The organism is Fibrella rubiginis, assembly GCF_017353185.1.
GTDB lineage: Bacteria > Bacteroidota > Bacteroidia > Cytophagales > Spirosomataceae > Fibrella > Fibrella rubiginis.
Genome location: NZ_JAFMYV010000005.1, coordinates 216,379 through 240,976, shown reverse-complemented (window position 1 = coordinate 240,976; position 24,598 = coordinate 216,379). Strand labels below are relative to the sequence as shown.

22 protein-coding genes are annotated in these 24,598 nt (G+C 54.2%); 14 read left to right on the top strand and 8 right to left on the bottom strand.

What is annotated here, in order from left to right; all coding sequences use genetic code 11:
- Positions 1 to 8 precede the first annotated feature (8 nt).
- From J2I47_RS12100 to J2I47_RS12085, 4 genes are all read left to right on the top strand, one after another.
- Positions 9 to 740, top strand: a complete 732-nt coding sequence (locus J2I47_RS12100) for a hypothetical protein (RefSeq protein WP_207364835.1) — start codon at positions 9 to 11, stop codon at positions 738 to 740.
- 154 nt (positions 741 to 894) lie between these two features.
- Positions 895 to 1,842: an SPFH domain-containing protein gene (locus J2I47_RS12095; RefSeq protein WP_207364834.1), complete on the top strand. Its 948-nt coding sequence runs from the start codon at positions 895 to 897 to the stop codon at positions 1,840 to 1,842.
- Between the two features lie 201 nt (positions 1,843 to 2,043).
- On the top strand, positions 2,044 to 2,493 hold the full coding sequence (locus tag J2I47_RS12090; protein ID WP_207364833.1) for a VOC family protein: 450 nt from the start codon (positions 2,044 to 2,046) through the stop codon (positions 2,491 to 2,493).
- A 2-nt stretch (positions 2,494 to 2,495) separates the two neighbouring features.
- Complete coding sequence (locus J2I47_RS12085) at positions 2,496 to 2,876, top strand: DoxX family protein (protein ID WP_207364832.1); 381 nt, start codon at positions 2,496 to 2,498, stop codon at positions 2,874 to 2,876.
- 80 nt (positions 2,877 to 2,956) lie between these two features.
- Here J2I47_RS12085 and J2I47_RS12080 read toward each other — a convergent pair whose 3' ends face one another.
- A complete protein-coding gene (locus tag J2I47_RS12080) occupies positions 2,957 to 5,509 on the bottom strand; it encodes a M14 family zinc carboxypeptidase (protein WP_207364831.1) in 2,553 nt (850 codons plus the stop codon).
- A 152-nt stretch (positions 5,510 to 5,661) separates the two neighbouring features.
- Complete coding sequence (locus J2I47_RS12075; RefSeq protein WP_207364830.1) at positions 5,662 to 6,045, bottom strand: TraR/DksA family transcriptional regulator; 384 nt, start codon at positions 6,043 to 6,045, stop codon at positions 5,662 to 5,664.
- Positions 6,046 to 6,379: 334 nt separating this feature from the next.
- Here J2I47_RS12075 and J2I47_RS12070 point away from each other — a divergent pair, with 334 nt between their 5' ends.
- The 4 genes from J2I47_RS12070 to J2I47_RS12055 all read left to right on the top strand — a co-directional run bounded on the left by J2I47_RS12070 (position 6,380) and on the right by J2I47_RS12055 (position 11,973).
- Entirely contained in the window at positions 6,380 to 7,654 is a 1,275-nt protein-coding gene (locus J2I47_RS12070; RefSeq protein ID WP_207364952.1) for a Glu/Leu/Phe/Val family dehydrogenase, read from the top strand.
- A 169-nt stretch (positions 7,655 to 7,823) separates the two neighbouring features.
- On the top strand, positions 7,824 to 8,411 hold the full coding sequence (locus J2I47_RS12065) for a Uma2 family endonuclease (RefSeq protein ID WP_207364829.1): 588 nt from the start codon (positions 7,824 to 7,826) through the stop codon (positions 8,409 to 8,411).
- A gap of 134 nt (positions 8,412 to 8,545) precedes the next feature.
- A complete protein-coding gene (locus tag J2I47_RS12060) occupies positions 8,546 to 9,208 on the top strand; it encodes a phosphatidylserine decarboxylase family protein (protein ID WP_207364828.1) in 663 nt (220 codons plus the stop codon).
- An 89-nt stretch (positions 9,209 to 9,297) separates the two neighbouring features.
- Complete coding sequence (locus J2I47_RS12055; RefSeq protein WP_207364827.1) at positions 9,298 to 11,973, top strand: alpha-amylase domain-containing protein; 2,676 nt, start codon at positions 9,298 to 9,300, stop codon at positions 11,971 to 11,973.
- A gap of 242 nt (positions 11,974 to 12,215) precedes the next feature.
- Here the strand turns inward: J2I47_RS12055 and J2I47_RS12050 are convergent, their stop codons facing one another.
- Positions 12,216 to 12,566, bottom strand: coding sequence for a VOC family protein (locus tag J2I47_RS12050; RefSeq protein WP_207364826.1), 351 nt, complete (start codon positions 12,564 to 12,566; stop codon positions 12,216 to 12,218).
- Between the two features lie 101 nt (positions 12,567 to 12,667).
- On the opposite strand from J2I47_RS12050, the gene J2I47_RS12045 reads away from it, so the two are divergent.
- The 3 genes from J2I47_RS12045 (at position 12,668) to J2I47_RS12035 (ending at position 14,793) form a co-directional block, all read left to right on the top strand.
- Positions 12,668 to 13,312 carry a MarR family winged helix-turn-helix transcriptional regulator gene (locus J2I47_RS12045; RefSeq protein WP_207364825.1) on the top strand — a complete coding sequence of 215 codons (645 nt, stop codon included), beginning with the start codon at positions 12,668 to 12,670 and terminating at the stop codon, positions 13,310 to 13,312.
- Positions 13,313 to 13,395: 83 nt separating this feature from the next.
- Positions 13,396 to 13,938, top strand: a complete 543-nt coding sequence (locus J2I47_RS12040) for a cupin domain-containing protein (RefSeq protein ID WP_207364824.1) — start codon at positions 13,396 to 13,398, stop codon at positions 13,936 to 13,938.
- Positions 13,939 to 13,953: 15 nt separating this feature from the next.
- Positions 13,954 to 14,793 (top strand): helix-turn-helix domain-containing protein, encoded by an 840-nt coding sequence (locus tag J2I47_RS12035; RefSeq protein ID WP_207364823.1) that lies wholly within the window; start codon positions 13,954 to 13,956, stop codon positions 14,791 to 14,793.
- Between the two features lie 28 nt (positions 14,794 to 14,821).
- Here J2I47_RS12035 and J2I47_RS12030 read toward each other — a convergent pair whose 3' ends face one another.
- From J2I47_RS12030 to J2I47_RS12010, 5 genes are all read right to left on the bottom strand, one after another.
- Positions 14,822 to 15,541 (bottom strand): Fic family protein, encoded by a 720-nt coding sequence (locus J2I47_RS12030; RefSeq protein ID WP_310587665.1) that lies wholly within the window; start codon positions 15,539 to 15,541, stop codon positions 14,822 to 14,824.
- Positions 15,502 to 15,987, bottom strand: a complete 486-nt coding sequence (locus tag J2I47_RS12025; protein ID WP_207364822.1) for a Fic family protein — start codon at positions 15,985 to 15,987, stop codon at positions 15,502 to 15,504. Before J2I47_RS12025 ends, J2I47_RS12030 begins: the two co-directional genes overlap by 40 nt.
- Before the next feature lie 269 nt (positions 15,988 to 16,256).
- On the bottom strand, positions 16,257 to 19,910 hold the full coding sequence (locus tag J2I47_RS12020; RefSeq protein WP_207364821.1) for a M1 family aminopeptidase: 3,654 nt from the start codon (positions 19,908 to 19,910) through the stop codon (positions 16,257 to 16,259).
- Positions 19,911 to 19,950: 40 nt separating this feature from the next.
- Positions 19,951 to 20,847, bottom strand: coding sequence for an ABC transporter ATP-binding protein (locus J2I47_RS12015; protein ID WP_207364820.1), 897 nt, complete (start codon positions 20,845 to 20,847; stop codon positions 19,951 to 19,953).
- 206 nt (positions 20,848 to 21,053) lie between these two features.
- Complete coding sequence (locus J2I47_RS12010) at positions 21,054 to 22,046, bottom strand: gluconolaconase (protein WP_207364819.1); 993 nt, start codon at positions 22,044 to 22,046, stop codon at positions 21,054 to 21,056.
- A 165-nt stretch (positions 22,047 to 22,211) separates the two neighbouring features.
- Here J2I47_RS12010 and J2I47_RS12005 point away from each other — a divergent pair, with 165 nt between their 5' ends.
- The 3 genes from J2I47_RS12005 (at position 22,212) to J2I47_RS11995 (ending at position 24,554) form a co-directional block, all read left to right on the top strand.
- Positions 22,212 to 22,574 carry a hypothetical protein gene (locus tag J2I47_RS12005; RefSeq protein WP_207364818.1) on the top strand — a complete coding sequence of 121 codons (363 nt, stop codon included), beginning with the start codon at positions 22,212 to 22,214 and terminating at the stop codon, positions 22,572 to 22,574.
- A 160-nt stretch (positions 22,575 to 22,734) separates the two neighbouring features.
- A complete protein-coding gene (gene queA, locus J2I47_RS12000) occupies positions 22,735 to 23,778 on the top strand; it encodes a tRNA preQ1(34) S-adenosylmethionine ribosyltransferase-isomerase QueA (protein WP_207364817.1) in 1,044 nt (347 codons plus the stop codon).
- Between the two features lie 104 nt (positions 23,779 to 23,882).
- Positions 23,883 to 24,554 (top strand): 2-C-methyl-D-erythritol 4-phosphate cytidylyltransferase, encoded by a 672-nt coding sequence (locus J2I47_RS11995; protein ID WP_207364816.1) that lies wholly within the window; start codon positions 23,883 to 23,885, stop codon positions 24,552 to 24,554.
- Positions 24,555 to 24,598 lie beyond the last annotated feature (44 nt).

Here is a 24,598-nt window from a genome sequence, read left to right as displayed (position 1 = left end):
CTACACCAATGGTCCGTTGCCAAGTTGTCTTGCTGCTGTTGCTTAGTCCAATACTGGCTTTTGCACAGCAAAATCTGTTCAACATCCCCTCAGGCGACATCACGCCCAAGAGCAAAGTGTTCTATCAGCACCAGATTAACCTCTACACCAGCCGGTTCGAGTCGAAAGGGCATTTTGTATATGGACTGGGCAACGGGTGGGATGCCGGGGTAAACGTGGTTGGCAAGGGAGTGTATTTTCGGCCCAACTGGCAGCTGATGCACAACGATCAGCGGGCGCAGGGGCCACTCTACCCGGTGGTAATGGGTACTCTGCAAAAGCAGCTGGTGCTGGGCGAAAAAGTCAACCTCAACCTGGGTACGCAGGTAGGCACCAACTTCAGCAGCGTTGCCGAGCGGAGAACCGTGCACCAGTTTACGTATGGGCTACTTGGCTACACGCTGAAACCGGGAAAAAGGTTACTGGCCGGCACCTACGTCACCAATTCGGCTTACGTAGGGCCGGGCAATAACCTGGGGCTACTATTAGGCTATGAGTGGAAACTCAACGACCGTTGGTACCTGATGGGCGACTGGGTTTCGGGGCGGCACGACCAGGCGGCGGGTGTGGCTGGAGTAATGTACTGGCCCGCTAAACGAGTGCAGTTCTGTGGGGGTCTGCTGCTGGCCAATCCTAACGTACCCAAGCCCAACGGCATTGTATTGGAGATCAATATATTAGGCTGGAACGCCGGTCATTAGCCAGGCCGTTGGGCAGGTTAAAGCGGTTAGCGGTGCAGGGCAGCGGGCGAAAAACAGGAAATGAAACACAAGAAGCTATCTTAGCCTCTGCACATCGTGTATCTTGTCGCTCACTTTTTAACGCTAACTGCTCACCGCTCATTTCTACGTCTTTATGGTCTTCACTCCTATCCTACTGGCGCTAGCAGCCTTTGTTGTTTTCCTGTCTATCGTTGTCGTGCAACAGGGCACGGTGGCCGTCATCACTGTTTTCGGCAAATACACCCGCGTGATGGCGCCGGGCCTGAATTTCAAGATCCCGTTTATCGAGATGGTCTACCGGCGCATCTCTATCCAGAACCGCTCTGTTGAACTGGCGTTTCAGGCCATCACTGCCGATCAGGCCAACGTCAATTTCAAGGCCATGCTGGTGTATTCGGTGCTGAATCAGGAAGAGGAAACGATCAAAAACGTGGCCTTCAAATTCATCGACGAAGCCTCGTTCATGCAGGCGCTGATCCGCACCATCGAAGGTTCGATCCGTAGTTTTGTGGCTACCAAGCGGCAGTCCGAGATTCTGGCCCTGCGTTCGGAGATCATCGAACACGTTAAATATCAGCTCGATACGCTGCTCGAAACCTGGGGCTATCACCTCACCGACCTGCAATTGAACGACATCGCCTTCGACGAAGTCATTATGCGGTCGATGGCGCAGGTGGTGGCCTCGTCGAACCTGAAAGCGGCAGCCGAAAATGAGGGGCAAGCCCTGCTGATTACCAAAACCAAAGCCGCTGAAGCCGAGGGCAACGCCATCAAGATTTCAGCCGAAGCCGAAAAAACGGCCTCGCAGCTACGCGGTCAGGGCGTGGCCCTGTTCCGCGAAGAAGTGGCTAAGGGTATGGCTGAGTCGGCCAAGGTGATGACCGCTGCCAAGCTCGACGCCTCGCTGATCCTGTTTTCGATCTGGACCGAAGCCATCAAGCACTTCGCCGAAAACAGTAAAGGCAACGTCATCTTCCTCGACGGCTCGACCGAGGGCATGGACAAAACCATGAAGCAGCTACTGGCCGTCGAAAAGATGAATACCCTTCCCGAAGTAAGCTCTATTGTGAAGCCGACATGAGCTAGAAAGGAGCATAAACACCTCGGCTGACCCACGAAAAAAGGCCACCAATTACGCCCGGTGAGGGGCTAATTGGTGGCCTTTTTTCGTGGGTGAAAGAATGGCATAATACCCCCCTCAGGTTGCCGCTTTCACCACCCATCACCTGCCGCAGAAGGCCGTAATTTTAGTCCGTTAACCAACCACTAAACAACAAAGACCATGACACAAATCAGCGCGTATCTGCATTTCAACGGCAATTGCCGCGAGGCCATGACCTTCTACCAACAGTGCCTGGGCGGTGAGTTAGTCCTGCTGCCCGTGGCCGAATCGCCCATGGCGGCCGAGTTTCCGGCTCACCTGAGTGAGTGTATCATGCACGCCGACCTGAAACTAAACGGGGCCGTGTTGATGGGTTCCGATCTGGAGCCGGGTGAGGCCATTGGCTGTGCCGTTTCCATGATGATCGAGTGCGACAGCGAGGCCGACATCAACGAGAAATTTGCCCGTCTGGCCGAGGGTGGCGAAGTACTCCACCCGCTGGAACATACCTTCTGGGGCAGCACCTTCGGTGACCTGAACGACCAGTACGGCTTTCACTGGTACCTGAATTTTAGCCACCCGAAACCAGTACAATCATTTACCAATCAACTTGTTTCAACCCTTAACTGACCATGAAAACGACCAACATCATCTATTGGATCACCACCGGCCTGTTTGCCTTCTTCATGCTCGGCTCGGCCATCCCCGACATCCTTGTCATGCCCGACGCCGTGCAGGGATTCAAAGAAATTGGTATGCCTGCTTATCTGATTCCGCTGGTGGGCTGGGCCAAGCTGTTTGGCGTGATCGGCATTCTGGTACCGGGCTTTCCGCGCATTCGCGAGTGGGCCTACGCCGGTCTGATGATCGACGTGCTGGGCGCGATCTACTCCATTGCCATGAGCGGCAAACCGCCCGTTATGTGGGCGCCTATCTTCGTGATTCCGCTGGTGGGTTTTATCTCGTATACCTATTATCACAAACGGGCATTGCGAGTGATGACTGTTGCATGACGCTTGCTGGTGGCTTGTAGGGTATTGCTGTCGCGAGGCCCTACAAGCTCATACCCAGCAAGCATCCGCCATTTTAACGCTCAATCCTGTGCCGCCCCCCGCCCGTAGGCACCGATCTGATTACCGAAGAACAAGGCGTTAAGAAACAGTTTGTTGGTGCCGTACCAGAACGCCCGGAAGTTCGGATTATCGGCCATGGCGATCACTTTACCCGCGCCCAGGTTGTTGACGATGATGGCGGGCGTGTCGCGGATAAGGCGCTCGTTGGGCGCAGCCACGTAGCCACTGATGAGGGGCTTCGACGTATACCAGAGCGGCGCACCAAAGGGGTCTTTACCCTTATCGAGAAACACGTTATTGTCTTTAAACACCGACAGCATGTCGTCTTTGTAGCCATACAGCAACGGGTGCGTCAGGTCGGCTTTGGCCTGGAAAATGGTGCCGCTGATGGCTCGCGCGCCAGTATATCGTTCATATTCGGCATAGGGGCGGGTGCCCACGGTATCGGCGGGGAGGCGTTTTAGTTTGGCCGTCGACAGGCGGTTGTCACTTGCCCATTTCACAGCATCGGTCATGGTCACGAGGGTTCCACCGTTTTGCACCCACTGCCTGATTTTCTCCGTCGGCAGACTACCATAATCGCCGCTGACAAGAATCATCACATTGTATTTGTCCAAATTAACCCGTCCCATCTGCGCCATATCGACGGTCGACAGCGGCATATTCACACGGGTGTCGAGCAGATGCCATACCTCGCCTGCGTCGGTGTTGTTCACACCGGTGCCCACCACGAGCAGCGGTTTTGGCTGGCGCATGTTCTTGAAATTGTCGCTGCCGAGGTCAATGCCTTCCGGCGTCATGCCCGACCCAGCGGCGTAGAACGTAACGCCATCGCGCTCGGCGAGTGTGGTCAGCAGGGTGCGCAGCTGCGCTGGGTCCTGCCCGTTGGCAATCACCTGCACGGTACCGTAATCGAACTTTTTGGCCTGACTCTGATCGGGTAGCTGCGCCGCAAAGGGTTGCGAGGCGGTTTTCAGGCGGTAGCCTTTGCGCATGAGTTCGCCCGCGGCGCGGGGAGCAAAATAACTGTCCCAGGTAAAAAGGTAGGCGTAATTGCTGTTGCCGACTACTTCGCCTTTCGGAAACGCGTTGGCATCGACCTTCGCACCGAGAGCCACGGGCGTTTTCACCTCGGCATAGGGCATGTTGAAGCAGTGGGGCATGGACCAGGCCGAAATGTCGTAGAACAGGCTGTCCTGAAACGTAGTCCGTTTCTCGAACATGCCCCGGATAAGGCGGTGTTGCGGCTGGTTGAGCGGCACGGCGTAGGCATTACCCCGGGTGTACGTCTTGCCATCAAAGGCCTCATCCTTAGCCAGTTCATATACCGCTACCTGATTGCGACGCAGGATATTCACCATCTCCCAGGTACGCACCCGGTCGTTTGATCCACCGAAAACGTACGTTTTTACGGCCTCCTGGTTCACCTCTTTGTACTGATCTCGCTGGAAATTGAGCAGGTCAACGCGCATGGCCCGTGCCGCCCGCAGGGTCGAGAGTGTGGCCGTAAACTGGTTGCGCACCGTAAACGGAAACGTCAGTATGCCGTTGCTGCTTTCCTGCGCGTGGCCCCGCGAACTTGCCTGCTCGAACAGGATACCCACCGCCCCATTCACGTCGGGATAGGTTGAGCCTTTGCCGTAATAGAAATCGTCGTAGCTCTCCTGCGTGTAATACGCCGATCCAATTTTCTGTAGCCCTTCCGCCTGAAACTGCCCAAACCGTGTGGTCAGGTCAATGTTGCGCCTGGGTGTGAGCGGGTGAACGCGGGTGGGCACACCAGGCTGAAAAAAGAACGTACCGTTGGTACCCATCTCGTGGTGGTCGGTGAGGATATTGGGCTTCCATTCGTGGAATTTCACCATCCGGCCCTGGCTTTCCGGATGCTGCTGGTAGAGGTAATCGCGGTTTAGATCAAACCAGTAGTGATTGGTACGTCCGCCCGGCCATGCCTCACCGAATTCGCGGCTGCTGGGGTCGGTCACCAGGTTCTGGCTCCGGTGTGTGTTCACCCAACTGGCAAAGCGATTACCGCCGTCGGGGTTAATGCAGGGATCGAGCAGGATGATGCTTTCCGACAGCAGCGAATCAATAGATGGCCCCTGTGCAGCCGCCAGGTAATACGCCGCCAGCAGCGCCGCGTTGGTGCCGCTGGCTTCATTGCCATGCACCGAATAGCCCATCCAGACCACAGCAGGCATTTTTGAGACGTCCAATGCGCCTGACCGCACCGGGTCGGCGAGGGCCACGTGTTCGGCTTTCAGCCGGTCTATATTCTGCTGGTTTTGCGGCGACGTAATCGTCAACAGCAGCAACGGCCGATGCTCGTATGTGCGGCCATATTCCACCAGCGTTATCCGGTCCGACAGTTCGTCGAGCTTTCGCATGTAGCCCGTCAGCTGATCGTGCGAGACATGCCATTCGCCCACTTGGTAGCCCAGGTGCTGTTTGGGCGTGGGAATGGCGGCGTTGTATTGTACCGTTTGGGGCAAATAATAACTGTCGGCCACCTGCGCCGAAGCGGTTAGCGCTGTAATCAGGCAAATGAGCAGGAGAACGTAGCGGTTGTACATAGCGCGAAGGTTAGTGCGCCACGAAGATGCGGAAAAAGGGGGTTGCTGGATAGGCATATGCCTAAAGGCAAACCACAAAAAAAGCCTATCCAGTAACAACCTTAGTTGCTATTGGGTAGGCTTATATGGCTAAGCTGCTGACTTACCGATTGTTAAGCTCTTTTCAGCTTGGCTTCAATGGTCTGTTGGGTGTGCGGCACGGCGCGGAGGCGTTCTTTCGGAATCAGTTTGCCCGAATCGACGCAGATGCCGTAGGTGCCATTTTTGATGCGAACCAGCGCCAGCTCCAACTGGTTGGTAAACTTTTGCAAACGGGCGGCCAGTTGGCTCAGGTTCTCGCGTTCGCTCGTGTCGGCACCGTCTTCCAGCAGTTTCGAGTTGCCCGACGTGTTGTCAGTGCCGCTGTCGTTGCGTTTGCTGAGAGCTTCCTTGATGTAATTCAGTTCGCTACGGGTGGCTTCGAGCTTCTGCGAGATCAGCACCTCAAATTCTTTTAAGTCGTCTTCTGAATAACGCTTTTTCTCTTCCTGGAGCATGGTCTGGTATTGATATAGGTTGGTTACCTTATTACGGTATGGTACAACAAAAATACAAACCGATTCGCTATCACCCAATATGTTACCGGCATAGGGTCTTTTTCCGTAAAATTTATTTAACCGCCAATTTGGCAAGATACAAGCCAAAATTTTGGCATAAACCGCCTTGCTTACGATCTGTATGGCCTATACGGCAAATTGACGAAGAATATACGCCTCATTTTTCTTACACGATTCCGAGATAAAATAGGCTTTTATCTTTAATCGTTCCTTACTTGTTATGTTTGCGCACTTCAGCAGCAAACTCTCCTGCATCTGACACTTTATTATGGCAATGGCATACATTGAACCAGCTCCTATAAAAGACAAAGAGAACCCTCTCCAATCGATGATGTCGCGTTTCGACGCCGCCGCCAAACTGGTAGGCATCACCGACGAGATGTACGATATTTTGAAAGTACCCGCCCGGCAAGTAATTGTTGGTCTGCCCGTTACAATGGACAATGGCACCATCCGGGTATTCGAAGGGTACCGCGTAATCCACTCCAACATCCTGGGTCCATCCAAAGGCGGCATTCGCCTCGATCCCGCCGTTCACCTCGACGAAGTGCGTGCCCTGGCCGCCTGGATGACCTGGAAATGCGCCGTAGTCGACATTCCATACGGGGGTGCCAAAGGCGGTATTGCCTGTAATCCCCGCGAAATGTCGCCGGGCGAAATCGAACGGCTCATCCGTGCCTATACCGTACAAATGCTCGACGTGTTTGGCCCCGATCGCGACATTCCCGCTCCCGACATGGGCACCGGTCCGCGCGAAATGGCCTGGATCGTGGACGAATATTCAAAGGCTAAAGGCATGACGATCAATGGTGTAGTAACCGGCAAGCCCCTTGTACTGGGTGGGTCGCTGGGCCGCACCGAAGCCACGGGCCGAGGCGTAACGGTGGCGGCACTCAGCGCAATGGATAAGCTACGCATGAACCCTTACCGCACCTCGGCCGCTGTGCAGGGCTTTGGCAACGTAGGTTCATTTGCCGCCGAACTGCTCCACGAACGGGGGGTCACGGTCAATGCCGTCAGCGATATTTCGGGAGGTTATTATAACGACCGGGGCATTGATATCACGGCTGCGCTGGCCTACCGCAACGCCAACAAAGGCACGCTGGAAGGGTTTACGGGTGCCGAGAAAATTACCAACGAAGAACTGCTGGCCCTGGCCGTAGACGTGCTGGTACCCGCCGCCAAAGAAGACGTGATCACCGACGAAAACGCGCACACGATTCAGGCCAAGATGATTGTGGAGGGGGCTAACGGCCCTACCTCCGCCTCAGCCGACGAGGTGATCAACAGCAAGGGAATCATGGTAGTACCCGACATTCTGGCCAATGCTGGCGGGGTGACGGTGTCGTATTTCGAGTGGGTACAGAACCGTATCGGCTACAAATGGACACTGGACCGGGTGAACCGCCGCGCCGACCGCGTGATGAAAGACGCCTTCGACCGCGTGTTTGAGACGTCGCAGAAACACAAAGTGCCTATGCGCTTAGCCGCCTACATAGTGGCCATCGAAAAAGTGGCGAGCACGTATAAATTCCGGGGCGGGTATTGAGGACAAACTATTGGACAGGATCACAGGATTTGCAGGATTATCTTGTTTGCTCTGAATGGAGATAAGAAATTCTGCAAATCCTGTGATCCTGTCCAATAGTTTGTCGTGTCTGTCCAGCCATGTCCCGTTACCTTATCGCGCTATCTTTGTGTAAAACAGCACTGTGCCGATGGTAACCCGATTTGAGGATTTAGACCTGACTAAGCAATACAGCTACGCCGATTACCTGACGTGGCAGTTTCAGGAACGCCTGGAACTGATCAAGGGATACATTTTCCCCATGTCAGCTCCCGCTCGCAGGCATCAGCAGATGCTTCTCAACCTAACATTGTCAGTTGGCAATTATTTACGGGATAGCCCCTGCAAAGTTTACTTCGCACCGTTTGATGTGCGGCTACCTCGCAGACCAACTGCTGACAATCAGAAGATTGCAACAGTTTTACAGCCCGATCTGTGTGTCATCTGCGACGCCTCCAAACTTGATGACAAAGGCTGCAATGGGTCACCTGATCTGGTGGTTGAAATTCTTTCACCAGGTAACACTCGTAAAGAAATGAAGCAGAAGTTTGACGCCTATCAGGAGGCAGGCGTCCGGGAATACTGGATCTTTCAACCCGATGACCGCAACGTATTTCAATATGTGCTGAACGATGAGGGTATTTATATAGGTCTGCATCCGCTCACCGACGAAGACGTGCTGGTGTCGCGGGTGTTCCCCGATTTTACCGTCGATTTGGCAGCCGTATTTAGCGATTAACTATTGTCAAGGGTAAGCCGTTGTATATAAAGGCTGTTAATGACCGCGTTGTCGCTGCCATTGAATTTGACTTGGGACGGCGTTGTTCCTCCTGTATTCTGCCTTAGTTTTGTCGTTTCAATCTTTTACTGACTATGCGTCTACACCGCGAAGGAACTACCATCATGCTTGGAACAGGGCTGGCCCTGCTGGCACTGAACGGGCTTGCCTACTACTTTTTGTTTCGTGAAAACAGCACGGCCATGTGGTTGTTGGCCCTGGTCAGCGTGTTACTGTTCATTCTGGTAGTGCAGTTTTTTCGTATTCCGGCCCGGCTCCTGACCCTCGGCGAAAAGCAGGTTATTGCCCCCGCCGACGGCACTGTGGTGGTTATTGAAGAAACCGAGGAAGGCGAGTACTTCAAAGACAAACGCAGGCAGGTGTCCATCTTCATGTCGCCGCTCAACGTGCACGTCAACCGCAACCCGCTGTCGGGCGTAGTAAGCTATTTCCGATATTATCCGGGTAAGTACCTCGTGGCGTGGCATCCCAAATCGAGCACCGACAATGAGCGGACTACGGTGGTAATTCAGCAGCCCAACGGCGTGGAGGTACTCATGCGGCAGATTGCCGGAGCTCTGGCCCGCCGCATTGTGTGGTACGTGAAAGAGGGAGAACAGGTGAAGCAAACGGAAGAGATGGGCTTCATCAAATTTGGCTCACGCGTGGACCTGTACCTGCCTCTTGACGCGAAAATTAACGTGAAAATGGGCGAGAAGACCAAGGGTGGTGTAACCGTTGTGGCTGAGTTAGCCTGATAATAAATCCTAAGCAATTTCCTGGACGACTGGCCAAAAGCCAGTCGTTTTTTTGTGCAGTTTTGTGGCCTGATTAACCTGCAACGACCTTGAAAACACGTGTACTGCTCCTCGTTACAATGCTCATTACCAGCCTGTCTGCTCTACAGGCACAGCAGGTGATGCTTCAGGGTTTTTACTGGGACTTTCCCAAGCCACCGCAGGGCCGAATCTGGGCCGATACGCTCCGGCTGAAAGCAGCAGCATTAGCGCAGGCCGGGTTTACCCACGTTTGGTACCCGCCCTTTGCCGGTAATGGTGCCCGTTCCGGTGGCTATGACCCACGCGACCTCTACATCGGACCCGACAATACCGTGACCTCGGCTGGTACCAAGCTGCAACTGAAAGCCATGGTCGATGAACTGGCCGTTCGCGGTATTACGCCCGTAGCCGACATGGTCTACAACCACCGCGACGGAGGTGCCCCCGAAAGCAACCCGGCGGTGAAAGATTACATCACCACCTTCGCCAGCGGCACTAACCCGTCCTGTGGGTTCAAACGGCCATTTCCCTCTGACCGGGTGCAACTGGTTATGCCCATCGGCGGCAGTACGGGTCTCGGCGCGGGCACGTATACGATTCGGATGCGGTCACGGGCAAACATCTTCAATGGGGCGCAGTACATGTTCTACGTGACTACCAACGTCATCGGTGGGTCGCGGTGGAGTCCGGTGAATGGGTCAGTAGTGGATTTGACAACAGACCCCGCCAACCCCTACACCGTTGAGCTGGGCCGGAATTACCTGACCAAAATCAACAGTGACGGCGACGTGGACGAGTACACCTTTACGCTCAGCAGCGGACAGTTTACGGCGGGCGGCGACCGGCTGTTTATCCAGGCTATCAACTACAATTCGGAGTATTCAGACCATCTGCCCATCAGCATTACCTACGATGCCGACGGTGCCGGGCCTATTGCGCCCGTTGAAACGGCCAATTACCTCAATCCGTTTGGTGCAGGATATAAACTTGACTTTCAGACCTATACCGATTTTTCGGCCATGCCCAGCGGGCAAGGATCATTGCACTGGGATGGCTTTCGGCCCCATTTCGACTCAAATAGTCAGGCGGGCTGGTCGCAGACAACGTGTCTGGGGCCGGAGTTTTCGATGCAGAGTCTGGATTATTTCTACGACTACGACCATAACCGACCCAACACCCGCAGCACACTGGTTGACTGGACCGAGTGGACCTACGATTACCTGCAATCGCACGGGTTGCGCTGCGACGCGGTGAAACATTTCGAGCCGGAGTTTATGGCCCATATGATTCAGCAGATGATAGCGCGGGGCAAAACGCCCAACCTGGTCGTGGGCGAGTGGTACGGTGAAAATCTGGATGAGCTGAAGGGTTGGGTAGACGCGGTGCAGGCCAGCCTGAGCAGCAAGGGCGTGACCAATTTCAACGTGAAGGTGTTCGACTTTTCGTTACGGTCAGCCCTCAAAGGCGCGTTGGATCGGAATGAGTCGCCGCGGCAGGTGATCTTTACGGGCCTGAAAAATGGTAAAGGTGTGAGCGGCTTCAACATCGTCACGTTTTTGAACAACCACGATTTCCGCGAAGAGATCAACCGTACGCAGAACAACGCGGTAGCCAACAAAAACCGGAATCTGGCCTACGCTTACCTGCTGACCAACAATCAGTTGGGTGTGCCACTGGTCTACTACCCCGACTATTATGGTTACCCGGCCCAGAACACGGTCTATAACGGAGAGACAGTAGGCTTTGGGTGGCACCCCGACAACGCCACCGACCGGGCAGGCCACAAAGCCGAGATCGACCGGCTGATTCAGGTCCTGAAAACATACATCAACGGGTCGCAGGGGGTGGCGTACCTGAATCACTACGGCGGGTTGAACAATGGTCCCGGTGCACCCAACAACTTCATCAACGGCTCTGATTACACGAAACTGCTGCTTTATCAGCTTAACGGCACGGGCAGTGCAGGGGGTAAAGACGTGATCGTGGCTATCAACTTCAGTACCAACCGGATGCAGGTAGATCATGCCATTGCCATACAGAATGGCATCACCAACAGCACCACGTTCACTGATATTCTGGGTAATTCGGCCTTTCCCACGGCGGTGGTCGACGGGCAAAGCCGGATCTACATCGACCTGCCACCCAAGAGTTATTCGATATGGGTGCGGGGGGCCAACCCGGTCATTGCGCTGCCCGTGACGCTGCTGAGCTTCCGGGCCAAAGGCGGACCGGACCGGGTGCAGTTAAGCTGGCGGGCCGCTGCCGAGAGAGACCTCAGCAGCTACACCGTGCAACGGTCTGCCGATGGCCGTAGCTTCACCAACCGGGCCGTTGTTCAACCTACCGGCACCACCACCGGCCCCGCCGACTACGCCGTGAATGACACCGAACTGCCCCGCGCCGGTACGCTCTACTACCGCCTCAAAACGACCGACCTCAATGGTGCCGTGGCCTACTCCAAAACCGAAGCCGTCACGATAGACCCCCGTGGCCTTTACCTGAGCGTATCGCCCAACCCCGCCCACGGTACCCTCCACGCCGAACTCACCAGCCCCGACGATGACCTGCCGGTGTCGCTGACGCTCACCAATGCTGCCGGCCGGACCGTTCATACGCTTAGTCGCACGGTGCGTAAGGGAATAAATTTGCTGGACCTGGAGGTTCCTAACCTATCCACAGGCAGCTACACATTGCAGGTATCTGACGGAACGCGAAAAGCAACGGAGCGGGTGCTGGTGGAGTAGAGGTGAAAGAGTGAATGGTGAAAGAGTGAGTCGTTGTCACTCGGCTGGGCGCCCCCGGCTGGAGCCAAGCGACAACGAGGTACGCCGCGCGTTTTTGTCATCCCGACCGCACCAGCGGACCGGACAGGAGGGATCTACTTTCCTAATTTAGGATCTGTCTGTAGGACGCTAGATCCCTCCTGTCCGGTCCGCCGGTGCGGTCGGGATGACAAAAAACACCTCACCTGCAATACTTTGCCTGCTCAATGCCTGCTGCGCGAAAATTCCATCAGGTAGCCGTCCGGGTCTTTTGAATAAAATGTACGCTCACCCCAGGGCTTATCTTCGGGAGGGCCGTCGGTAGGAAATGACTGCGCCTGAAAATCAGCGTAGAGCTGATCTACCTCGTCTACCTCAAATTCCAGATGAAACGGCGGCATAATGTCGAGCCGGACCAGGTTCAATTCATTTTTACCAAGCTGTAGAATAGCGATGTGGCCGGGCTGATGCATGATTAACTTAGCACCCGGAATGCGCTGATAATAAGCCATTGACTGCTCTACGTCGTTCACGTGAAGCGCAAATTTGTCTAAACTGACGGCGACCGATTCCATAACTGTATCATTTATGATGTTTACCAGTCAAAAATACAACATGAATGATATTTTGTCAATGCTGATGCAAATTTTGCTAGTTTGCATCATTTATGATGTAAATGGATAAGACCGTTGAACTCGTGACGCGCTGGGCAGCATTTGCCGCCCAAAATCCTCAGGCCAGCCTCGATGATTTTTACCGTTATGAACTACTGGAACGGCAGCAAAACAGTCGGCAGGGCGACATAGCCGGCGGAATCCTGCCACCAGAAACAAACCTGGTGTTGATCAAGCTACTGAGCCGCATCGACCGGATATACACTACCTACGCCGAAGCCGCCTTTGAAGGAATGGGCATCAAGCAGGTCGATGAATTTCTGTTTCTGAACGCCATTGCGCAGTTAGCGGAACCCCGCAAAACAGACGTCATCACCCACACCATCACCCGGCTGTCGTCGGGCCTGCTCATTATTGACCGCCTCAAGCATGCGGGCTACGTAGCTGAATACGAAAACGTGGCCGACAAGCGCTCCAAACGCCTCATGCTCACGCCTGCAGGGTCGGCGGTGTTGAAGCGTTGCTATGACCGGGCCAGTCAGTTGGGCCGCTTATTTTTCAGCGACTTGTCGGAAGACGATATGCGGCTGTGCATTCATTTGTTGAAGGGGGTGGAAATCAAATTTGCCCAGCTATGGCCGTCGCACAAGGGTAAGTCGTTTGATCTGATCCGGCAGGAGCTACAGGCGGGTAGTGGTACGCATTGATCCCCTGATAATGTCCGATTTTTACCACCAGCGTCACCCCATCACCACTGACTTTTGCATAACCACGTTAAAACAAAGTGATTATGCAACGCAGAACATTCCTCACCTCATCACTGGCAGCCACCTCACTGCTGGCCAGGGCCAATCCCGGTAGCCCCACTCCTGCTCCCGGAGCGTTTACTGTGAAAGCGGGCGATGCCCGTTTTGGTGTACATACCCCCTACCGCGGCGTGAATACCAACGACCTGAAAATTTCGGCCAGAGACACGGGTGGGGCAGTGTCTGTTTTTGAATACGTGGGTCGAGAGAAAGTAGGGCCGCCCCTGCACCTGCACCGCGATCAGGACGAGATTTTCTACATCGTTGAAGGGGAGTACCGATTTCAGGTTGGCAACGAAACGTTTACCGCAACCGCTGGCGATACCGTCTTTGGTCCGCGCAATGTGCCGCATACATGGATACAGCTTTCTGACTCGGGGAAAATGACTTATTTGGTGCAGCCATCGGGCAAGCTGGAAGATTTCTTCCTGAAGATGAACGCGTTAAAAGGGCCACCCAGTGAGGCACTGGTTCAACAACTACACACAGAACACGGCATGACGGTGCTTGGGCCGCCCCTCCACTAAGCAGCAAATTCCAGCATGATAGCCATCTTCGATTATCGGCTCCCCAGTCCCGCCCTGCGCGAGTATGTGCGGCTGTTTCAGATCGTGGGCTGCGAATTTCCGGCGTCAATGACCGTGTTGCCCGTCAAAGCTTACTGGCCGCGTGCCGAAAACTGCCTGTCGTTTTTCCCGAAAGACCCCGAAAAAGTGGCGTATGGTTTCGACGGGAAGCCCATTGAAAGTGCCCGGTCGAGGCTATATGGGCAGCACTGTATAGCCACCAACCGGCACGTAGGGCGCGATTTTATGGTGTTTCAGGTGCAGTTTCAACCGGGGGCGTTGTTTCGGCTCACCGGGATCCCTGCCACTGAGTTGACCAACACCTTCGTAGATGCGGAGGCCATTTTTTCGGCAGAAATCCGACTGGTAAACGAACGGCTGAGCTACACCCGGCACTACACCGAGATGATCACCATCGTTGAGGAATTTCTGCTTTACCTCATTGGCCGGGCGAAGAAACAGGCTCGTGCTATTGACCGGGCAAGCCTGTTTTTATTGAACAACCCCGACACGGCCCGGCTAGACTGGCTGGCTGATCAGGCGTGTTTGAGTCAGCGGCAATTTTACCGGCAGTTTGTGGAGCGCAGCGGCATTAGTCCCAAACTCTACGCCCGTATTGCCCGGTTCGAAAACGCAATGAAACTCAAAAATGCGCAACCCAACAAAGACTGGCTAAGCGTAGCACTCGACCTTGGCTACTACGACTACCAGCACCTTGCCCGCGACTTCAACGAGTTTACCCACCTGACGCCCAATGCGTTCCTACAACAGGACACCCACTCCCCTGAACGGTCTTTTGGCAAAGCCGAAACATAATGGCCTCCCGAACCGGAGCATCCAGAGACTAATCACGGACTGGCAGAAAGCCTTTCTTATCCAGCATGCGCATCACGCTCCGAAGCAGGTAGCTGTTGTCGAACCGAATGGTATACTTTCGTCCATTCTCTTTTTCGGGCTGTAGCATCTGCCGATCCCGCAACACTCGAAGTTGTCGGGACAAATCGTACGAAACTTTTCCAGGAAAAAGATCAGCTATATCACCAGCTTGGATAAGTTGTGAGGGTGCATTAATCACCGTTACCAATATCCTGTACTCAGCTTCCGAAACATACTGCCGGTCTAATGCATCTTTTAAGGCTGGCGTTAATATCTCTGTTTTGAGATAATCGTAATCTAATAACCTATCTATCTTTTCAATCTCATCACGCAAACCGCGCAACACATAATCACACCATTGAATCAACCCGGCATTATCGCCCTCGTCAGCGCCTGACAAATAGTGATAGTAAGCGTTACGATCATTGCAGAAAACGGCTGTCGGATTCAGAATACGTCCTTTCTCTACGTTGAATCCACCCCGTACTAACATCGCGTAGGTAAACAGCCTTCCGGTACGACCATTCCCGTTGCCAAAGGGGTGAATCCACATAAACCGATGATGCGCCAGCGCAACCTTTAACAAGTCGTACTTAGGCGAATCCTCTTTATTGATAAACGCCGTGAGTTCATCTATATAGTCAGTAATCAGTAGTGGATCCGGCGGTACATGGCTGGCTTTGTTAATACGAACAGCATGAGACCGAAACTGCCCCGGTGTGCTGTCACCTTCGCCACGGGGGGCGCAGCTAATCCTTTCACGACCATCTGGTGCAGCTCACGAACGAACTGACGGTCTAATGGTCTGTCTCTGACATAGTCATCAATAAACGTCATAGCCTCTTCCATATTCCGTATCTCCACAACGCTGGGCATATGACCGGCCTGCTGATCGCCTAACATAGCTTCAATATATTCAGCTACGGTCGTGTTGTTGCCCTCGATCCGAGCCGACCCAATGCTTTCGAGAATGTGGAAGAGATGCTTAAGCTGGAAGAATAGTAATGGATGCGTCGTACCACTAAGTGGTTTTTTCCGCAGGTAGTCCAGTTCAATGATGAGGTCCGTCAATGGGTCGTCAAATGAAGGGCTAACAAGCGTTAATGGGTAGTGGGTAAAGGTTGGAGTAGTCATTGTTATATCTGACTTACACTCGCTGCCTCCCGTATACATTTGTACACGGGATATGTATTATTTGCAGAAATGTAGTTTCACAATAATAACAATGCACTACAACACAATCACTATCAGGCGTTTGCTCTATTCTCCATCTTTCCACTAGCAGCCTAGTAAACGTTTATCATTTGCATGCTAAACGTTTATTATTTGCATAGCAAACGTTTACCAAGGGACTAACAACTGCTTTAAGTATCAACCTCTCAATAGGCAGCTGGTAAACACGTTTACAACCCCGTCACCTTTTTCAAATTGTCAGCCGGGATGCGGTCGGCGAGGAAGCTGAGGGGGTCCACGCCGGCTTCGTAGGGTTGCTGGTTTACCACGAAGGCGTAGGTACCCGTTTTTGCCTTCATCCGCAGGCGACGGATAGCCAGGAGCTTCCCAATTTTCTTGCCCGGCGCGGGTTTTCCATACACGCCCACGTCGATGAGGTCGTTGAGCGGCAGGGGTGTTTCGTGGCCCAGCGAGTCGGCGCGGAGCTTCTCGGTCTGCACGGTTACGGTCACGTCATACTGCCCGTCACTGCGCTTCTTGGCCGACACCGCCGTGGCGCGGTTGTCGTAGATCGTGATCTGCTCGAACAGGTCTGTGATGGTCGATTGCAGCGTGTCGGGGGTATTTTTGCGGAGGCGGTCGACCAGTTCGTAGGCCGTTGGGTAGGGTGGCTGGCGGTAAGCAAACGCTCCTGTGAGGTCGTGGAGGGCATTGTTCACGGCTTTTTCGCCAATGAACTCTTTCATATTAAACATGACCAGGCTACCCTTATTGTAATGCACGTAGCCCTGGTTTTCGACCTTCTCCAGCGGCACTTCCTTCTCCGCCTCGCTGCCCCGCGCCCCCAGGTACCGGTCCGACTCATAGCTCAGAAAACGCTTCATGCGGTCGCGCCCATAGGCCTGTTGCATCACCATGAGGGCCGAATATTGCGCCATCGTTTCTGACAGCAGCGTGGCTCCCTGCATGTCGGCCCCCACCACCTGATGCGCCCACCATTGGTGCCCCATCTCGTGCGACACTACATATTTCACCATGTCGACATCTGTTTCGGGGTCAATTTTAGAAATGAACCCGATGCTTTCTGAGTACGGCATGGTACCCGGAAACGCCTGCGCGAAGCTGGCGTACCGCGGAAACTCGATGATACGGGCCTGTTTGTGGCGGTACGGGCCGTAGTTTTTGGTGTAATAGGCCAGCGATTGCCTGATCGACTCGCTCATGTTGCGCACGTTGTAGGGGTGCTGTTTGTCGTAATACACCTCCACGTCGATGCCGTTCCACCGACTGCGGTCTACCTGGAACCGGGCCGAAATGAACGAATAGAAATTCACCGATTCATGATCCAGCGCATAGCTGAAGTATTTCCGGGGGCGCCCCTGCGCATCCTTTCCCATCCACTCTTTGCGTAGCGAACCGGGGGCCACGGCAATCTGGTCGGGCGCGGTGCTAATGGTGGTGCGCACATTCACCCAATCCGAACTGTTGCTGAGGTAGCTATCCATGCAGTTGCGGGTGCAGTTTCGGACTAGCTTAGGCATCCGGGCACGCTCGGGCAGATCATGTTTTTTGCGGTTATTCTTGTCGGTCATCTCCCCATTTTTCTGGTAGCCAATAAGCGGCGAAATGTCGACGTTGTTGAAAAACGAGCCATTCTGGTTGATTTGCTGCACCATCGACACCTCGTTTTCAATGCCTTGCGTTTTGTGGTGCGCCGTCCAGGTCAGCGTAATCGAGTCGCCGGGGGCCATGGGGCGAGCCAGTTTGTAGATGCCGTATTGCAAAAGCGAATCAGTCAGTACGCGTTTCGCCCCGGCAATGGTGATCCGGTAATCCAGCCGGTTGGGCACGCCAATGTGCAGCGAATCGATGGCTACGCTGGTCCGGTTTTTAAGCTGATACGTACCCCGCACAAGCAATTCGCGCTCGTCGGGATACAGGTCAATGTCGTAGCTGACGTCGATGATACGTGGCTGCGGGCGGTGTTCGTATTTCTTGTACGTTTTCTCATACGCCACCTCCCGTTTTTCCTGCACTTTGGTCGTTACGTAAGGATTAAGAATCTGAGTATTGTAGAACAAAAAGGCCCCCAGCAGGCCCCAAACGGCCAACAGGCCGAACGCCATGCGGCGCAGGCCCCGGTTGTTCAGCCCCCTAAAGCGTTGCTTCGCTTCCTGCCAGCGCGCCGGCCACGAATTGTCTTTTCCCCGTACCCAAAACAGCACGGCCACCACGCACAGCAGCGCCGTAAACAGCAGCCAATAAGCCCGAAACCACGCCAGCGCGGCCACATATGGCCCCCAGCCGTTCATGTCGGAATAGGTAGAATCGGGCGAAGCGTTGAACTGCACCAGGTTGCTTTGTACGTCGAGGGGTGTCCAGATAAAGCCGTTGGCAATGAGGATCACGACCACCACAAAAAACGCCACGTACTTCTGGTTCACCAGCGTATGCACCAGCATCGACAGCACAATGATGGGGATGAGCCGCAGCAGGCCAATCACGAAAAACGAAACCAGGTACTGTTTCAGGTCGTAGACGGTATAGCCCATCAGCGTTTGCGCCACCATGCCTGCTCCAACGCAAAGTGCCTGAATCACAACCACCACGCCGATCATAGCCAGGAGTTTCCCCAGAAACACGCTCCAGTTGCGGTGGGGCGTAGCATCATAAATCTGGTCGAGGTCGGCATCGCGTTCCTTCCAGATCAGGTCACCGGAATAGAAAATGATGATGGCAAAAAGGAAAATGCCCATCGTACCCTGAATGGTCTGGATTACGTTGTAGGTGACGGGAAACGAATACAGGCCATAGAAATTATCGGCGAATTTGAGCGAAAAACCCATATTCAGCAGGCCCAGTAGCAAAATCACCAGGAAAGCCGTACCCCGAATGGTGCCGTTGAAATCGGTTCTGGCCACGCGCCAAAGCTGCGCCAACTGCGCCGTTGCTCCGCTCTCCATCGTGACGTGCGGCAGGGGTTGTGCCGCGCCAAAAACGGCTATGCCCGCTGCGTCGGTGGGCATGACGTCGGCTTTTTTGCGGCGTTTAAACCAGGCTCCACGGCTCACCCGCTCGCTGAACGAGAACCGGATGTAGGTGATGCCCAGCAACAGCAGTGCTACGCCAATCCAGATAAGCCGGTTGATGCCCATGTAGCCATCCAGCAGCCCCACCGAGCGCGTATTCTTGTCGGCCACGGTCCAATATTTCGTCACCAGCTCAAACGGACCAAAACCCAGCACGTCGAAATAAGCCACCAATTGCTCATTATCGAGGTCGCCGGTGAGATTGGTCGCCGTAATCTGCGCCACCAGCAGCACCACCGCCCCCACAAACGCCACCACCGTTGACCGGCTCAGGGCGGCGAGCATAAAGATAAATGCGCCCGAAATGAAGGTGTTGCCCACCGCAAACGTCAGGAAGCTGTTCAGGTGCGCCGACCACACGACCGGCCCATAGCGATTTGCTTCAACAGACCCAGTCAGTTGCCCAATCAACGTACCCAGCAACACCCCAATGGAGATGCCCAAAAACGGAATCAGGGCCACGCAAACGGACCCCAGAAACCGCCCTGCGAGGTAATCGAACTTCCGGATTGGCGACGAGAACACGAGCTGGTGGCTGTTGTACGTGAAGTCGCGGAGGGCGGCGTTCTGCACAAAAGCAGTGGTCATCAGCAGGGCAAAAATGGTCCAGATACCGTACTGACTCTGTATGATAAATGGCGCATTCTTGTACACGTTGCCAAACGACCCTCCAATGGTAAGGTCATCAGACGCGGCCGCCCAGGTGAACATGACAATGTTGACGAGCATAAATATCCAGACCATCGGCTGCCGCAGCCAATACCGGATTTCGAAGGTAAAAATGGAGAGGAGCATAGTGAGGTAAGGGGAACGCGGATGTTTAGGGATGACAAAATCAGCGTTCTATTCCTGCCTGTATCTCCGAGAAGAACACGTCCTCCAAATCGGGCTGCACGGCCTTGAAGCCTTCAGGGGCAACATCGCTCAGGACGTGGATTTGGGGTTTGCCACCAACAAGCTTGCTGGAAATAACCGTGTGCGTTTGCTGATAGGTGGGCAGGTCGGCTTTGGGGATCGATTTGGCCCATACTTTCCCCGAAAGGCCGTTTACCGCTTGCTGCGGTGTGCCGCTGAAAAGCACCCGCCCCTGATGGATGATCGCCATGTTGTTGCATAGCTCCATCACGTCCTGCACAATATGGGTGGAGAGGATCACGATGACGTTCTCGCCGATTTCAGACAGCAGGTTGTAGAACCGGTTGCGCTCGCCGGGGTCGAGGCCCGCCGTGGGTTCGTCGACGATAATCAGCTGGGGTTCGCCAATGAGGGCCTGGGCAATGCCAAACCGCTGTTTCATACCGCCCGAATAGCTGCTGACGGCCTTTTTACGCATATCCCAGAGGTTCACCCGGTGTAATAACGCCTCAACCAGTTGGCCGCGCTCTTTACCATTGACTACCCCCTTCAGCATGGCGAAATGGTCGAGTAACTCGCTCGCCGACACGCGGGGGTAGACGCCAAATTCCTGCGGCAAATAGCCCAGGGTGCGCCGCACCGCTTCTTTTTGGTTCAGCACATCGAGGACCTGCCCTGAACCCAGGGCGTCACCGAGCATAGCCGTGCCGCTATCGGCGTCCTGCAGGGTAGCCAGCGTGCGCATCAGCGTCGACTTGCCCGCGCCATTTTGACCCAGCAGGCCATACATACCCGTGGGAATCGTCAGTGATACGTTGTCGAGCGCACGAACCCCGTTTGAGTACGTTTTCGACAGATTCTGAATGGTGAGTTGCATAAAAAAGGGTTGGTAAGGAATGATCGCAGCTTAATGCTACGCATCCGTTACCAACCCTGATACTTTTTCTACCTCACCGGTTGCAATAGGTGATATGCGGGAGATAGGAGAGTTTAAGTCTAATGTTCAAGGTCCAACGCTGCTTCGTGCTCTTAGTGTCTGAGCGCGAAGCAACGTTGGACCTTGAACATTAGACTTAAACTCTCCTATTTAAACCGCTCAATACTATAGCCCGAATTGGTCAGGCTGGCGGGACTACCGCTGGCCGCGGCAGCGCCGACTTCACCAATGCGGGCGTTGAGCGTGTAAACCTGCCCGTTCACGATGGTGTTGGTCGTAGCCTGCACATACCCTGCTGCATCTGTTTTAACCACCGACGCCGTTGCCCAGTTGTTGGCCCCGCGCAGTTGCGTTACCTGACTGCGATTGTTAACAACGTATAAATCATTGTCGATCAGTACCATACCGTCGCCACCCGTAACTGGTGCAAACCCAGTAACCTCCGTAATGGCGTTACCATTACCCAGGTCAATCTTGTATAACTGGCCTGTCGATGATTTTACCACGATCAGGTAATTACCGGGGTGATACACAATACCGTTCAGGCCAAACTGCCCCGTCGGTACGGCAAAACGGGAATCGTTGGCTAATACTGAAGCTGCACCGTCGGCCCCTACCCGGTAAACTACCGGCGAAAACGAGTCCGTTACATAGGCCACGCCCTGCGCGTCGAGGGCCACGTCGTTGGCTATGTGCGGGGCTCCCGGTAGCAGCGCGGCCAGGTCCGTTCTACGCGTTATCTGCCTGGTAGTTAGATCATAGACGAAAAGCCCAGCTGTTTTGCCGGTGGCTTGCGGCGTGGTCTTATCGGCGATGGGTTGAGCCCCATTACAGACGTACACTTTCCCGTTGAACACTTTCACACCCAGCGTTGAAATTAGTTGCGGGTCGGTGAAAAGATCGGCGTACTGACCGTTCATATCCACCGTGCCCACCTTGCCCAAGGTGAGCGAAGTAACCAGGAATTTGCTGAGTGAAGGTGCGTAGGCAATGCCCTCCGGATACTGGCGGGCAGCAATGAAGGGGATAGTTTGGCCAAAAGCCGGCGCTGTAGGATCAAGGTTCCGGTGATCACAGGCGCTCAGGGCCAGCAGCCCCAAAAGGGCCGCGTGGCTAACGTTCAGTCGTAATTTTTTCATGGTCGAGTTTTACATGTACCAACCGATAAGTAGGGTTGGTAACTGATTGTTCTGGTATTTCTATCGAACAAATACTTATTCGTAGTGTACCAGACAGTCGGTCGGCAGCACCCTGGCGAACAACTACCCGCGTGGGCGGTTTAGTAGTTAAAAAAACACACTGTTATGAACCACTTCACCACCCTCACCGAGGCGATGCAGGACCTGCAAAAGCGCGGTTATACCGAAGAACTAGCCCCCGCCGGTGATTATCTGAAAGTGACCAGCCACGACGATATCAAACTGCGCAACGACGAATTTACGGTCGACGAGTTCCACCGGTTCGAGGGTACATCTGACCCCGGCGACGAGATGACACTTTACGCAATTTCCTGCAAAAACGGCATGAAAGGCCTGTTCGTAGCCGCTCAGGGTACCTACTCCAACGAAGCTTCGCCTGAACTGATGGCTAAATTCAATGTCTCTGACCGGGCTCATGTCAACACGGAAGGGGCTGTACAGCCCATTACGCCAACAACGGGGTTGTGAGTCGCTAGTCGTAGGCGTGGGTACGGTTAGTCTGGAAAGTCATTCTGCTTGTTGACTTTCCAGACTAACCGTACCCACGCCTACGACTTTCCAGACTTTAAATTTGTATCTTTGCAAAATTCCCCGTATTCTATTAGTTGGTTTTCAGGGGAGTGTATATATGAAGCTATCTGAATTTAGATTTGACCTCCCCGAAAGTCTGATTGCCAAATATCCCGTTGAACGGGGCGAAGCGCGGCTAATGGTCATCGACCGCAAGGCAAAGACAATTGAACACAAGAAATTTCCCGACATCCTGAGCTACTTTACGGATGGCGATGTGATGGTGATCAACAATACCAAGGTGTTTCCCGCACGGCTATACGGCAATAAGGAAAAAACGGGTGCGAAGATCGAAGTATTCCTGCTCCGCGAGCTTAACCGCGAAATGAAATTGTGGGATGTACTGGTAGATCCAGCCCGCAAAATTCGGGTGGGTAACAAACTCTACTTTGGCGATAGTGATCTGGTGGCCGAAGTCATTGATAACACCACGTCGCGCGGCCGTACCATCCGGTTTTTGTTTGATGGCAACCACGACGAGTTCATGAAAGCTGTGGATCAGCTCGGCGAAATGCCCATCCCCCGCGAAATCATGCGCGAGTCGGTGGAGGCAGATCGGGAGCATTTCCAGACCGTTTTTGCCAAGCACGTCGGTGCGGTGGCGGCCCCCACGGCGGGGTTGCATTTCACCCGCGCCATGATGAAGCGGATGGAAATCAAAGGCATTCATTTTGCCCCCGTTACCCTGCACATTGGTCTCGGCACGTTCCGGCAGGTTGACGTAGAAGACCTGACCAAGCACAAAACCGATTCCGAGAATTTCCGGATCGAACCCGAAGCGGTGCAGATCGTGAACAAAGGCCTGGACGAGGGTAAGCGTGTGTGCGCCATTGGTACCACCGCCCTCAAAGCCCTCGAATCGTCGGTGTCGGCCAACGCACGGCTGAAGCCGGTGGAAGGCTGGACAGACCGGTTTATCTTCCCACCCTACGACTTCAAAATCGCCAACGCGCTATTGACCAACTTCCACCTGCCTGAATCGGTGCTGTTGATGATGACGTCGGCCTTTGGTGGACATGAGCTCATTAAGGAAGCCTACAAAGTGGCCATTCAGGAGAAGTACCGCTTCTTCACCTACGGCGACGCGATGTTGATTATTTAGATGGTTTAACGTCTAATGTCTAACGTTTAAAGTTGCTTCGCGAAATACAACCCTCGCGAAGCAACTTTAAACGTTAGACATTAGACGTTAAACTCACCTTCGCTTTGACACGCACGACCAATTTCTTTGCCATCATTGTGGCGGGCGGCAGCGGGAGCCGCATGAAAACCGAGGTGGCCAAGCAGTTTTTGCTGCTCAACGGCAAGCCCATCCTCCAACGCACCATCGAGCAGTTTCTGGCCTATTCGCCCGAACTACCCATCCGCCTTGTCCTGCCCGAACGCGATGTAGCCGTGTGGGAAAGCCTTTGCGTTGACCATAATTTTTACCCCCCCAACGTCACCACCATCCTTGGAGGAGCCACCCGTTTTCAGTCGGTACGCAACGGCCTCGCCAGCATCCCGACTGAGGCCGACGCTACGGGGCTGGTGGCGGTACATGACGGCGTAAGACCTTATGTATCAGCGGGTGTCATTGCCGTAAGTTTTGCTACAGCTTCACATAAGGGCAGTGCCGTTACCTGCGTGGCGGCAAAGGATTCGGTCCGGTTATTAGGCGAAAACGGCTATTCAGAAGCCATCGACCGGGCGCGGGTTCGGCTGGTACAAACCCCCCAAACGTTCCGCCTCGACTGGTTCCGGCAGGCTTTCTCCGGCCCCGAACAACCCCACTTCACCGACTGCGCCAGCGTCCTCGAATTTGCGGGTTACCCGATCACCCTCATCGAAGGCGACTACGAAAACATCAAGATCACCACGCCGGACGATTTGAAATGAATAATGTACACTGTATAATGAACAATGATGCTCACGCCTCCTTG

Excerpts from the sequence above, each read along its gene's own strand:
- J2I47_RS12100 (WP_207364835.1), top strand. The coding sequence starts at position 9 with ATGGTCCGTTGCCAAGTTGTCTTGCTGCTGTTGCTTAGTCCAATACTG.
- J2I47_RS12095 (WP_207364834.1), top strand. The coding sequence starts at position 895 with ATGGTCTTCACTCCTATCCTACTGGCGCTAGCAGCCTTTGTTGTTTTC.
- J2I47_RS12090 (WP_207364833.1), top strand. The coding sequence starts at position 2,044 with ATGACACAAATCAGCGCGTATCTGCATTTCAACGGCAATTGCCGCGAG.
- J2I47_RS12085 (WP_207364832.1), top strand. The coding sequence starts at position 2,496 with ATGAAAACGACCAACATCATCTATTGGATCACCACCGGCCTGTTTGCC.
- J2I47_RS12080 (WP_207364831.1), bottom strand. The coding sequence starts at position 5,509 with ATGTACAACCGCTACGTTCTCCTGCTCATTTGCCTGATTACAGCGCTA.
- J2I47_RS12075 (WP_207364830.1), bottom strand. The coding sequence starts at position 6,045 with ATGCTCCAGGAAGAGAAAAAGCGTTATTCAGAAGACGACTTAAAAGAA.
- J2I47_RS12070 (WP_207364952.1), top strand. The coding sequence starts at position 6,380 with ATGGCATACATTGAACCAGCTCCTATAAAAGACAAAGAGAACCCTCTC.
- J2I47_RS12065 (WP_207364829.1), top strand. The coding sequence starts at position 7,824 with ATGGTAACCCGATTTGAGGATTTAGACCTGACTAAGCAATACAGCTAC.
- J2I47_RS12060 (WP_207364828.1), top strand. The coding sequence starts at position 8,546 with ATGCGTCTACACCGCGAAGGAACTACCATCATGCTTGGAACAGGGCTG.
- J2I47_RS12050 (WP_207364826.1), bottom strand. The coding sequence starts at position 12,566 with ATGGAATCGGTCGCCGTCAGTTTAGACAAATTTGCGCTTCACGTGAAC.
- J2I47_RS12045 (WP_207364825.1), top strand. The coding sequence starts at position 12,668 with ATGGATAAGACCGTTGAACTCGTGACGCGCTGGGCAGCATTTGCCGCC.
- J2I47_RS12040 (WP_207364824.1), top strand. The coding sequence starts at position 13,396 with ATGCAACGCAGAACATTCCTCACCTCATCACTGGCAGCCACCTCACTG.
- J2I47_RS12035 (WP_207364823.1), top strand. The coding sequence starts at position 13,954 with ATGATAGCCATCTTCGATTATCGGCTCCCCAGTCCCGCCCTGCGCGAG.
- J2I47_RS12025 (WP_207364822.1), bottom strand. The coding sequence starts at position 15,987 with ATGACTACTCCAACCTTTACCCACTACCCATTAACGCTTGTTAGCCCT.
- J2I47_RS12020 (WP_207364821.1), bottom strand. The coding sequence starts at position 19,910 with ATGCTCCTCTCCATTTTTACCTTCGAAATCCGGTATTGGCTGCGGCAG.
- J2I47_RS12015 (WP_207364820.1), bottom strand. The coding sequence starts at position 20,847 with ATGCAACTCACCATTCAGAATCTGTCGAAAACGTACTCAAACGGGGTT.
- J2I47_RS12010 (WP_207364819.1), bottom strand. The coding sequence starts at position 22,046 with ATGAAAAAATTACGACTGAACGTTAGCCACGCGGCCCTTTTGGGGCTG.
- J2I47_RS12005 (WP_207364818.1), top strand. The coding sequence starts at position 22,212 with ATGAACCACTTCACCACCCTCACCGAGGCGATGCAGGACCTGCAAAAG.
- queA (WP_207364817.1), top strand. The coding sequence starts at position 22,735 with ATGAAGCTATCTGAATTTAGATTTGACCTCCCCGAAAGTCTGATTGCC.